At 63.7% G+C, this 13,276-nt stretch carries 1 protein-coding gene; it reads left to right on the top strand.

Translation table 11 applies throughout. From position 1 onward, the window contains the following. Positions 1-182 precede the first annotated feature (182 nt). Complete coding sequence (locus tag KW840_RS03820) at positions 183-13,181, top strand: non-ribosomal peptide synthetase (RefSeq protein WP_218494481.1); 12,999 nt, start codon at positions 183-185, stop codon at positions 13,179-13,181. The last annotated feature ends 95 nt before the right edge of the window (positions 13,182-13,276 follow it).

Raw genomic sequence — 13,276 nt, forward strand, 5'->3', positions numbered from 1 at the left:
CTAATTATTTCCAGACGTCATCCGTTCTCATTGGTGAATTGCACAGCGCAACCCTCATCACCCTGTAGGAGCGAGCTCGCTCGCGATGGTCGTCAACGATGGGCGCCTGACACCCCGCGGCGTTCTTCGGATTTTCGCGAGCAGGCTCGCTCCTACCAAGCCGAATTCAGGCAGGAAACCTCATGACCGACGCGTTCGAACTCCCCAGCACAATGGTCCAAGCCCTTCAGCGCCGCGCGGCGCTGACGCCGGATCGGGTGGCCCTGCGCTTTCTCGCCGAGACCCCGGACCAGGCTGTGGTGCTCAGCTATCGCGAACTGGATCTGCGGGCACGGACGATTGCCGGCGCGTTGCAGGCCCGGACGGATGTTGGCGACCGCGCGGTGTTGCTGTTCCCCAGTGGCCCGGATTACGTTGCGGCGTTCTTCGGTTGCCTGTACGCCGGGGTGATCGCGGTACCAGCCTACCCGCCGGAGTCGACACGCCGTCATCACCAGGAGCGCCTGTTGTCGATCATCAGCGACGCCCAGCCTCGCTTGCTGTTGACCAGCGCCGGGCTGCGCGATGGGTTGCAGCAGATCGACGGCGCGCCGCCGCTGTTGTGTGTCGATACCCTCGACGGTGCACTGGCCGAGCGCTGGGTCGCGGTGGACTTGCAGGACGATCACATCGCCTTCCTGCAATACACCTCTGGCTCCACCGCGCTGCCCAAAGGCGTGCAAGTCAGCCACGGCAATCTGGTGGCCAACGAATTGCTGATTCGCCACGGTTTCGGCATTGACCTGAACCCCGACGACGTCATCGTCAGCTGGCTGCCGCTGTATCACGATATGGGCCTGATCGGCGGCTTGCTGCAGCCGATTTTCAGCGGCGTGCCTTGCGTGTTGATGTCCCCGGCGTATTTTCTCGGTCGGCCATTGCGCTGGCTGGAGGCGATCAGCGAATACGGCGGCACCATCAGCGGCGGGCCGGATTTTGCCTATCGCTTGTGCAGTGAGCGGGTCAGCGAGTCGGCCCTGGAACGGCTCGACCTGAGTGGCTGGCGCGTGGCGTATTCCGGTTCCGAACCGATTCGCCTCGACACCCTGGAGCGCTTCGCCGGGAAGTTCGCGACCTGCGGCTTCACCGCGGACAGTTTCATGGCCTCCTACGGTCTGGCCGAAGCCACCTTGTTCGTGGCCGGCACAGCGCGCGGCCAGGGCATCGGCAACCTGCGGGTAGACGATCAGGCCCTGGCGCAGAACCGCATCGAAGCGGGCGAGGGCAGCCCGATCATGAGTTGCGGTATCAGCCAGCCGGCGCACGCGGTGTTGATCTTCGATCCTGTCTCGCTCAGCGAACAGGCCGACAACGTCGTCGGCGAAGTCTGGGCCAGCGGGCCGAGCATCGCCTCAGGCTACTGGCGCAACCCCGAGGCGTCCGCCAAGACCTTCGTCCAGCACGCCGGGCAGACCTGGCTGCGCACCGGTGACCTGGGTTTTCTGCGCAACGGCGAACTGTTTATCACCGGGCGCCTGAAGGACATGCTGATCGTGCGCGGGCACAACCTGTACCCGCAGGACATCGAGCAGACTGTCGAGCGTGAAGTGGAAGTGGTGCGCAAAGGACGCGTCGCCGCCTTCACCGTCACGGTTGACGGTCAGGAAGGCATCGGCATCGCCGCTGAAATCAGCCGCAGCGTGCAGAAAATCCTGCCGCCTGAATCCTTGATCAACGCCATTCGCCAGACCGTCGCCGAGGCGTATCAGGAGGCACCGAGCGTGGTGGTGCTGCTCAATCCGGGTGCGCTGCCCAAAACGTCCAGCGGTAAATTGCAGCGCTCGGCGTGTCGCAATCGCCTGGCGGACGGCAGCCTCGACAGCTACGCGGTGTTCCCGTCGGCCAGCAACGAAAGCACGGGCAATAGCGAGTCGGGATCGGAGCTGCAAAGCTTGATCGCACGTATCTGGTGTGAGCAGTTGCAAGTGGCGCAGGTGGGCGCCGACGATCATTTCTTCCTGCTTGGCGGCAACTCCATTGCAGCGACGCAAGTGGTGGCGCGTCTGCGGGAAGAGTTGGGTCTGGAGTTGAGCCTGCGCCTGCTGTTCGAAGCGCCGACCCTCGGCGCATTCGCCGATGTCGTGACCCGTCTGCAACAGGACGGTGGTCTGGCCCAGGGCGCGATCACGGCACTGTCGCGCCAGCAACCGATGCCGCAATCCCTGGCACAAAACCGCCTGTGGATCACTTGGCAACTCGACCCACACAGCAGCGCCTACAACATTCCTGGCGGCTTGCGCTTGCGTGGCGAGCTGGATGAGGACGCCTTGCGCGCCAGTTTCCAGCAGTTGATCGAGCGCCACGAATCCCTGCGCACACGATTCTTCGAGCGTGATGGCGTGGCGCTGCAACAGGTCGATCCGGCGGGTGAGTTCAACCTGCAACTGATCGACATCAGCGACCTGCCGGCCGCCGAGCGTGAGGCCCGGGCGCAGCAGATCCGCGAGGACGAAGCACGGACCCGGTTCGATCTGGAGAAAGGCCCGTTGATGTGGGTGACGCTGGTGCGCCTCGACGACGAAGACCATCAGTTGTTGGTGACCCTGCACCACATCATCGCTGACGGCTGGTCGCTGAATGTGTTGATCGACGAGTTCTCGCGCCTGTATGCGTCCGCCTCCCAGGGCTTGCAAGCGGTGCTGGCGCCATTGCCGACGCAGTACGCCGACTACGGCAGTTGGCAACGGCAATGGTTGGCGCAAGGGGAAGGCGAGCGGCAACTGGCTTATTGGAAAGACCGCTTGGGTGATGAACATCCAACCCTGAGCCTGGCCACCGACCATCCACGCTCAGCACAACAACTGCACAGCGCCGCTCGCCACACCGTGTGTCTGGGCGCTCCCCTGAGCGATGCGATTCGTCAGACCGCCCAGGCCCATGAATCGACCGTCTTCATGTTGTTGCTGGCTGCGTTCCAGACCTTGTTGCACCGCTACAGCGGCCAACGAGATATCCGCATCGGCGTGCCCAATGCCAACCGTCCACGCCTGGAAACCCAGGGTCTGATCGGCTTCTTCATCAATACCCAGGTGCTGCGTGCCGAAGTGGACTCAAGTCTGCCATTCGTTGAGTTGCTGGCGCAGACCCGTCAGGCGGCGTTGGGTGCGCAAGCGCATCAGGACCTGCCGTTCGAGCAACTGCTCGAAGCCTTCCCGCAGGCCCGTGAACAGGGCCTGTTCCAGGTCATGTTCAACCATCAGCAACGCGACCTTGGCGCCTTGAAGCGCCTGCCGGGGCTGTTGGCCGAAGAGTTGCCGTGGCATAGCCGCGAAGCCAAGTTCGATGTGCAGCTGCACAGCGAAGAAGACCGCAACGGTCGCCTGACCTTGTCCTTCGACTACGCCAACGAACTGTTCGACGCCGCGACCATCGAGCGCCTGGCCGACCATTTCAGCAACCTGCTGGGGGCTGTCTGCGAGCAAACGGACATCGCCATCGGTGACCTGCCGCTGTTGACGGCCGCCGAGCAGCATCAGCAATCGGACTGGGCCAGCGCACCCTGCGCAGCGGCCAGTCAATGGCTGCCCGAATCGCTCAACCAACAAGCCCGGCTGACACCTGGGCGCCCGGCGTTGATCTGGGAGGGCGGCCAGATGGACTTCGCCGAACTCCACACCCAGGCCAACCGTCTGGCCCATTACCTGCGCGACAAAGGCGTCGGCCCGGACGTCTGCGTGGCCATCGCCTGCGAGCGTTCGCCGCAACTGCTGATCGGCCTGCTGGCGATCATCAAGGCCGGTGGCGCCTACGTGCCGCTGGACCCGGATTACCCCGCCGAACGCCTGGCCTACATGCTCAGCGACAGCGGTGTTCAATTGCTGCTGACGCATACCCGACTGCTCGAGCGCTTGCCGGCCAGCGAGGGTGTCAGTGTGATCGCCATGGACACCCTGCACCTGGACAGTTGGCCAAGCCATGCGCCGGGGCTGCATCTGCACGGCGACAATCTTGCCTATGTGATTTATACCTCCGGTTCCACCGGCCAGCCCAAAGGCGTCGGTAACACCCACGCGGCGCTGGCCGAGCGCCTGCAATGGATGCAGGACACTTATCGCCTGAACGAAACCGACGTGCTGATGCAAAAGGCGCCGATCAGTTTCGACGTGTCGGTGTGGGAGTGCTTCTGGCCGCTGATCACAGGCGCACGTCTGTTGATCGCCGGTCCCGGCGAACACCGCGATCCACATCGCATCGCGCAGCTGGTGCAAGCGTACGGCGTGACCACGTTGCACTTCGTGCCGCCGCTGCTTTCGCTGTTCATCGACGAACCGCTCAGTGCTGAATGCACCAGCCTGCGCCGGCTGTTCTCCGGGGGCGAGGCCTTGCCCGCGGAGCTGCGCAACCGGGTGCTGGTGCAACTGCCGGCGGTGCAACTGCACAATCGCTACGGACCGACCGAAACCGCGATCAACGTCACCCACTGGCAATGCTCCAGCGCCGATGGCGAACGCTCGCCGATTGGCCGACCGCTGGGCAATGTGATCTGCCGCGTGCTCGACAGCGACCTGCATCCCGTTCCGGTCGGTGTGCCGGGTGAGTTGTGCATCAGCGGCGTTGGCTTGGCCCGTGGTTACCTCGGTCGCCCGGCGTTGACCGCCGAACGATTCGTGGTCGATCCGTTGGGCGAGCCGGGCGCACGCCTGTATCGCACCGGCGACCGGGCGCGCTGGACGGCGGATGGCGTGATCGAATACCTCGGCCGTCTCGATCAACAGGTCAAGTTGCGCGGGTTCCGGGTCGAGCCGGAGGAAATCCAGGCACGGCTGCTGGCCCAGGACGGCGTTGCGCAAGCCGTGGTGCTGGTGCGCGACACCATGGCCGGGGCGCAGTTGATCGGTTACTACACCGCTGCGGACAATGCCGGGGACGAGGTCGAGCAAACCGCGCGCCTGAAAAGCGCATTGGCCGCCGAACTGCCGGAATACATGGTGCCGGCGCAACTGATGCGCCTGGACCAAATGCCCCTCGGCCCGAGCGGCAAGCTCGACCGCCGCGCGTTGCCGGAACCGCAGTGGCAGGTTCGCGAGCACGTCGAGCCTGTGACAGAACTGGAACAACGCATCGCCGGCATCTGGCGCGAAGTGCTGGGTTTGACGCAAGTCGGTTTGCGCGATGATTTTTTTGCCCTCGGCGGTCACTCGCTGCTGGCCACACAAATCATCTCCCGCACCCGCCAGGCCTGCGACGTCGAGTTGCCGCTGCGGGTGCTGTTCGAGCACAGCGAACTCGGTGCGTTTGCCGAACAGGTTCGCCTGATCCAGGCCAGTGGCAGCACCAACAAACAGCCGCCGATTGAAAAAATCGACCGCGGGCAGGCGGTGCCGCTGTCCTATTCCCAGCAGCGCATGTGGTTCCTCTGGCAGATGGAGCCCGACAGCCCGGCCTACAACGTCGGCGGCATGGCGCGGCTGCGTGGCGTGCTCGACGTGGCGCGCTTCGAGGCCGCGCTGCAAGCCCTGATCCTGCGTCACGAAACCCTGCGCACCACGTTCCCGAGCATCGACGGCGTCGCCCGCCAGCAAGTACACGCGCAGACCGGCGTGCGCATGGCGTGGAAGGATTTCACCGCGCTGGATGCCGAGGTCCGCGAGTGGCAGGTCCAGCAACTGGCCGACGACGAAGCGCACCAGCCGTTCGATCTGGAGACCGGACCCTTGCTGCGCGCCTGCCTGGTCAAGACCGCCGAACAGGAACACTACTTCGTTCTGACCCTGCACCACATCGTCACCGAAGGCTGGGCGATGGACATTTTTGCCCGGGAGCTCAGCGCGCTGTACGAAGCGTTCGTCGATGACCGTGAATCACCGCTGGCGCCGTTGCCGGTGCAGTACCTGGATTACAGCGTGTGGCAGCGTCAGTGGCTGGAGTCCGGCGAGCGTCAGCGCCAGCTCGATTACTGGACAACGCAACTGGGCCGCGAACACCCGCTGCTGGAGTTGCCGGCCGACCGTCCGCGTCCGCCGGTGCAAAGCCATCAGGGTGAGTTGTATCGCTTTGACCTGAGCGACGACCTCGCGGCACGGGTCCGCGCCTTCAATGCGCGACACGGCCTGACCCTGTTCATGACCATGACCGCCGCCCTGGCTACGCTGCTGTACCGCTACAGCGGCCAGACCGATCTGCGCATCGGCGCGCCGGTGGCCAACCGCATTCGCCCGGAAAGCGAAGGGCTGATCGGCGCGTTCCTCAACACACAGGTGCTGCGCTGCCAGCTCGACGGGCAGATGTCCGTCGGTGAGTTGTTCGAGCAGGTGCGTCACACGGTGATCGAAGGCCAGTCCCATCAGGACCTGCCGTTCGATCATCTGGTGGAAGCCTTGCAACCACCCCGCAGCGCGGCCTACAACCCATTGTTCCAGGTGATGTGCAACGTGCAGCGCTGGGAGTTCCAGCAAAGCCGCACCCTGGCCGGCATGACGGTCGAGTACCTGGCCAACGATGCCCGCGCGACCAAGTTCGACCTCAACCTGGAAGTCACCGACCTGGACCATCGCCTGGGTTGCTGCCTGACCTACAGCACCGATCTGTTCGACGAGCCGCGCATTGCGCGCATGGCCGGGCATTGGCGCAACCTGCTGGAGGCGCTGATTGCCGATCCGCAGCAGCGCTTGAGCGAACTGCCGCTGCTGGCGTGTGGCGAACAACAACATCTGCTCGACAGCCTCGGCGTCGAGCCGGGCGAGCATCGGCTGGACCAGTGCACCCATCACCTGTTCGCCGAGCAAGCCTTGATGCGCCAGGACGCTCCGGCCCTGACCTTCGCCGGGAAAACCCTGAGCTATGCCGAACTCGACGGCCGGGCCAATCGCCTGGCCTGGATGCTGCGCGAGCGTGGTGTCGGACCGCAGGTTCGTGTGGGGCTGGCACTGGAGCGCTCGCTGGAGATGGTCGTCGGCCTGCTGGCGATCCTCAAGGCTGGCGGCGCCTATGTGCCGCTGGATCCGGAATACCCGCTGGACCGCTTGCATTACATGATTAATGACAGCGGCATCGGTTTGCTGCTCAGCGACGCGGCGATGTTCAAGGCCCTGGGCGAGTTGCCGGCGACCGTTGGCCGCTGGTGTCTTGAAGAAGACGCCGCTGCACTGGCCAATTACCCGGCCACCGAATTGCCGTTGATCAGCCTGCCGCAGCATCAGGCCTACCTGATTTACACCTCGGGTTCGACCGGCAAACCGAAAGGCGTGGTGGTATCCCACGGCGAAATCGCCATGCACTGCCGCGCGGTGATCGAGCGTTTCACCATGCGCCCTGACGATTGCGAACTGCACTTCTATTCGATCAACTTCGACGCCGCGACCGAGCGTTTGCTGGTGCCGCTGCTCAGCGGTGCGCAAGTGGTGCTGCGGGCTCAAGGGCAGTGGGACGCGGAAGAAATCTGTGGCCTGATCCGTCGTCATCAGATCAACGTCCTCGGATTCACGCCGAGCTATGGCAGCCAGTTGGCGCAATGGCTGGCAACGCAAAATGAAACCCTGGCGGTGCGCATGATCATCACCGGCGGCGAAGCGCTGACCGGTGAACACCTGGCGCGCATTCGCGCAGCCTTCAAGCCGAGTCTGTTCTTCAACGCCTACGGCCCGACCGAAACCGTGGTCATGCCGCTGGCCAGTCTCGCCCCTGAAGTGCTGGAAGAGGGCGCCGGCAGCGTGCCGATCGGCAGCATCATCGGCGACCGCGTGGCCTACATTCTCGACGCCGACCTGGCGTTGGTGCCGCAAGGCGTGACGGGCGAGTTGTACGTCGGTGGCGCGGGTCTGGCCCAGGGTTATCACCAGCGTTCGGGCATGACCGCGGAGCGCTTTGTGGCCGATCCGTTTGCCGCCAACGGCGGACGTATCTACCGCACCGGCGACCTGGTGCGCCAGCGCGCCGACGGCCTGGTGGAATACCTCGGACGCATCGACCATCAAGTGAAGATTCGTGGTTTCCGCATCGAACTGGGCGAGATCGAAACCCGTCTGCTGGAGCACGAATCGATTCGTGAAGCCGTTGTGCTGGCGCTCGATGCACCGAGTGGCAAGCAACTGGTCGGCTATCTGGTGACTGACGTTGCCGAACAGAACGAAGCACAGCAATCGGTCTTGCGCGAGGCCCTCAAGGCGCATCTGAAATCGCAACTGCCAGACTACATGGTGCCCACGCACCTGATCCTGCTGGGCAGCATGCCGCTGACCGCCAATGGCAAACTCGACCGCCGCGCTCTCCCGGCGCCGGACCCGGAGCTGAATCGCCATCACTACGTAGCGCCGAGCAACGAGCTTGAAGTGAGCCTCGCGCAGATCTGGTGCGAAGTGCTGAACGTCGGACAGGTCGGCCTCAACGACAACTTCTTCGAGTTGGGCGGTGACTCGATCCTGTCGATCCAGGTGGTCAGCAGGGCACGGCAGCAGGGCATTCACTTCAGCCCTCGCGACCTGTTCCAGCACCAGACCGTGCAGACCCTCGCCGCCGTGGCCAGCCGCACCGAGCAGGTCAGCGCCGAACAAGGCCTGATCATGGGCGAGTCGGGACTGACGCCGATCCAGCACTGGTTCTTCGACACCGACATCCCGCAGCGCCAGCACTGGAACCAGGCATTGTTGCTGCAACCGACCGCACCTCTGGAGCCCCATCGACTGGAGCAAGCGCTGCTGGCGGTAATCGAACAGCACGACGCCTTGCGTCTGCGCTTCAGCAAGGTCGCCGGTCATTGGCAAGCACAGCATCAGCCGATTTCCGAGGCGCCGGTGCTGTGGCAGGTGCGCGTTTCGTCGATGGACAAATGCGTGGCCTTGTTCGCCGATGCCCAGCGCAGCCTCGACCTCGAAGAGGGACCGCTAATACGCGTGTTGCTGGTCGATGGTCCCGAGGGCCAGCAACGGCTGTTCATCGCGATTCACCACTTGGTCGTCGACGGTGTTTCATGGCGCGTATTGCTGGACGACCTGCAAACCGTGTACCGCCAACTGGACGCGCAGCAGTCGGTGAAACTGCCGGCGAAAACCAGCGCCTTCAAGGACTGGGCCGCACGGCTGCAAGCCTACGCCGGCAGTGAGTCCCTGCGCGAAGAACTGGGCTGGTGGCAGGCGCACCTGGCCGGGCCCACTGCCGATTTACCCTGTGATCACCCCGCTGGCGGGCGGCAGAATCGTCATGCGCAAACCGTCAGCGTGCGCCTCGACAGCGAGCGTACCCGGCAGTTGCTGCAACAGGCACCGAGTGCCTATCGCACCCAGGTCAACGACTTGCTGCTGACCGCATTGGCCCGCGTGCTGTGCCGCTGGAGCGGTCAGCCATCGGCGCTGATTCAACTGGAAGGCCACGGCCGCGAAGCGCTGTTCGACGAGATCGACCTGACCCGCACCGTCGGCTGGTTCACCAGCGCCTACCCACTGCGCCTGACGCCGCTGAACATCGAAGAAGCCGCCGGGCAGGGCGTGTCGATCAAGGCGATCAAGGAGCAATTGCGTGCCGTGCCGCACAAAGGCCTGGGCTATGGCGTGCTGCGTTACCTGGCCGATGACCTGAGCCGCCACCGCATGGCGCAGTTGCCGGTGGCGCCGATTACCTTCAACTACCTCGGCCAGTTCGACCAGAGCTTCGGGGCGGACGCGCTGTTCCATCCACTGGATGAAGCCATTGGTGCGGCCCACGATGCCAATGCCCCGTTGCCCAACGAGCTGAGCGTCGACGGTCAGGTGTATGGCGGTGAACTGGTACTGCGCTGGACTTTCAGCGCCGAACGCTTCGATGGGCAAACCATCGACGAGTTGGCCGATGCCTACCTCGGTGAGTTGAACAGCCTGATTGAGCATTGCCTGCGCGACGACGCGGGTGGCCTGACGCCGTCGGACTTCCCGCTGGCGAATCTCAGCCAGACTCAACTGGATGCGCTGCCGGTCCCGGCCGCCGTCATCGAAGACGTCTACCCGTTGACCCCGATGCAGGAAGGCATGCTGCTGCACACCTTGCTGGAGCCGGGCACCGGCCTGTACTACATGCAGGACCGCTACCGCATCAACAGCGAACTCGACCCGCAGCGTTTCGCAAAGGCCTGGCAAGCGGTGATCGCCCGCCACGAAGCGTTGCGCGCGTCGTTTTGCTGGAACGTCGGCGAAGACATGCTGCAAGTGATCCACAAACCGGGCAGCACGCCGATCGAATACCTCGACTGGAGCAATCTCGCCGAAGTCGAGCAAGAGCCGAAGCTGCAAATCTTGCTCAAGACCGAACGCGAGGCCGGGTTCGATCTGCTCAACCAGGCGCCGTTCCACTTGCGTTTGATCCGTGTGGGCGCGGCGCGCTACTGGTTCATGATGAGCAACCACCACATCCTCATCGATGCCTGGTGCCGTTCGCTGCTGATGAATGATTTCTTCGAGATCTACAGCGCCCTCGGCGAAGGCCGGGAAGCGCAGCTGGAGGTACCACCACGTTATCGCGACTACATCGGTTGGCTGCAGCATCAGAGCCTGGCCGAAGCACGGCAGTGGTGGAAAACCAACCTGCAGGGGTTCGAACGGACCACGCCGATCCCGAGCGACCGGCCATTGCTGCGTGAACATGCCGGCGACAGCGGCGGCATGATCGTCGGCGACCGCTATACAAGGCTCGATGCCCGTGACGGTGCGCAATTGCGCGAACTGGCCCAGGCCCATCAGTTGACCATCAACACCTTTGCCCAGGCAGCGTGGGCGCTGGTGCTGCGGCGCTTGAGCGGTGATCGCGACGTGCTGTTCGGCGTCACCGTGGCCGGGCGTCCGGTGGACATGCCGCAGATGCAGCGCACCGTCGGCCTGTTCATCAACAGCATCGCGCTGCGGGTGAAAATGCCTGAGGACGGCCAGCGATGCAGCGTGCGCCAGTGGCTCACCGGTCTGCTCGACAACAATATGCAACTGCGTGAATACGAATACCTGCCACTGGTGAACATCCAGGAGCAAAGCGAACTGCCCAAAGGCCAGCCGCTGTTCGACAGCCTGTTCGTGTTCGAAAACGCCCCGGTGGAAGTCTCGGTGCTCGACCGTGCGCAGAGCCTCAACGCGACCTCGGACTCGGGCCGAACCCATACCAACTTCCCGCTCACGGCCGTGTGCTATCCGGGCGATGACCTGGGCTTGCACCTGTCCTACGACCAACGCTACTTCGATGAGGCCACGGTCGAGCGCATGCTCGCTGAGTTCAAGCGTCTGCTGCTGGCATTGGTGGAAGGTTTCCATGGCGACATGGCCGACCTGCCGTTGCTGGGGACTGAGGAGCAGGACTTCCTCATCCATGGCTGCAACCAGAGCGAACACGATTACCCGCTGGAGCAGAGCTACGTTTCATTGTTCGAAACGCAGGTCGCCCGGCATCCACTGCGAATTGCCGCCAGTTGTCTGGACCGGCAATACAGTTATCTGGAGCTGAACCAGCGCAGCAACCGCCTCGGTCATGCATTGATCGCCGCCGGTGTCGGGCGCGATCAACCGGTGGCCTTGCTGGCAGAACGCAGCCTCGACTTGCTGGGCATGATCATCGGCAGCTTCAAGGCAGGGGCGGGTTACCTGCCGCTGGATCCGGGTTTGCCGAGTCAGCGTCTGAGCCGGATCATCGATCTGAGCCGCACGCCATTGCTGGTGTGCACGCAAGCCTGTCGTGAGCAGGCGCAAGCCTTGCTCGAGGAGTTCGGCTGCTCCAGCCGGCCACGGCTGCTGGTCTGGGAAGAAGTCCAGGCCCTTGCGCTGTCGGCGGACAATCCTGGTGTCTACAGTGGTCCGGACAACCTCGCCTATGTGATCTACACCTCTGGTTCCACCGGTTTGCCCAAAGGCGTGATGGTCGAACAACGCGGCATGCTCAACAACCAATTGAGCAAGGTGCCGTACCTGAACCTGAGCGACGCCGACGTGATCGCCCAAACCGCTTCGCAAAGCTTCGACATTTCCGTGTGGCAGTTCCTCGCCGCGCCGTTATTCGGCGCCCGGGTGGACATCGTGCCGAACACCATTGCCCACGATCCCCAGGGTTTGCTGGCCCATGTGCAAAGCCAGGGCATCACCGTGCTGGAAAGCGTGCCTTCGCTGATCCAGGGCATGCTCGCCCAGGAACGCATGAGCCTCGATGGCCTGCGCTGGATGTTGCCGACGGGGGAGGCGATGCCGCCGGAACTGGCGCATCAATGGTTGCTGCGCTATCCGCAGATCGGCCTGGTGAATGCCTATGGCCCGGCGGAGTGCTCGGATGACGTGGCGTTCTTCCGCGTCGATATGGCTTCGACTCGCGGCAGCTACCTGCCGATTGGTACGCCGACTGACAACAACAAATTGTACCTGCTCGACGGAGCGCTGGAACTGGTGCCGCTGGGCGCGGTGGGTGAACTGTGCGTGGCGGGGACCGGGGTCGGTCGCGGCTATGTCAGCGATCCGCTGCGCACGGCACCGGTGTTTGTGCCGAACCCGTTTGGCGCACCGGGTGAGCGCCTGTATCGCACCGGCGACCTGGCCCGCCGTCGCAGTGACGGCGTTCTGGAATATGTCGGCCGGGTCGACCATCAGGTGAAGATCCGCGGTTACCGCATCGAGCTCGGTGAAATCGAAGCTCGCCTGCACGAACTACCGCAAGTCCGCGATGCGGCGGTGGGTGTGCAGGACGGGGCGAACGGCAAGCACCTGGTGGGCTATCTGGTCGCGGCGGATGTTGCGCTCGATCCGGCTGAACGCCTGGAGTGCATCAAGCAACGCCTGCGCGCCGAACTGCCGGAATACATGGTGCCGCTGCACTGGTTATGGCTGGACAAGCTGCCGCTCAACGCCAACGGTAAACTGGACCGCAAGGCACTGCCGACGTTGGAGATCGGTCAATTGCAAAGCCAGGATTACCAGACGCCGCGCAATGAGCTGGAGCAGACCCTGGCAGACATTTGGGCCGAGGTACTGAAGGTCGAGAGAGTGGGCGTTCGCGACAATTTCTTCGAGTTGGGCGGGCATTCGCTGCTGGCCACGCAAATCGCCTCGCGGGTGCAGAAATCCCTGCAACGGGATGTGCCGCTGCGGGCGATGTTCGAATGCAGCACGGTGGAAGAACTGGCCCGGTACATCGACGGGTTGACGGCCAGCGAGCTCACCGAGGAGAAAGTGGATCGCTTGAATGACCTGATGGCGGAGCTGGAGGGACTTTGAATCCCTGGCGTCAGTACTGGCCCAATCGCGAGCAAGCTCGCTCCCACAGTGGGTGGTGAACACATCATTTGTGATCAGCGTAAATCCCTGTGGGA

It is taken from the genome of Pseudomonas sp. PDM30, assembly GCF_019218985.1.
Taxonomy (GTDB): Bacteria; Pseudomonadota; Gammaproteobacteria; order Pseudomonadales; family Pseudomonadaceae; genus Aquipseudomonas; species Aquipseudomonas jessenii.

What these genes read in the sequence shown, in the direction of transcription:
- KW840_RS03820 (WP_218494481.1), top strand. Translation starts at nt 183, where the DNA reads ATGACCGACGCGTTCGAACTCCCCAGCACAATGGTCCAAGCCCTTCAG.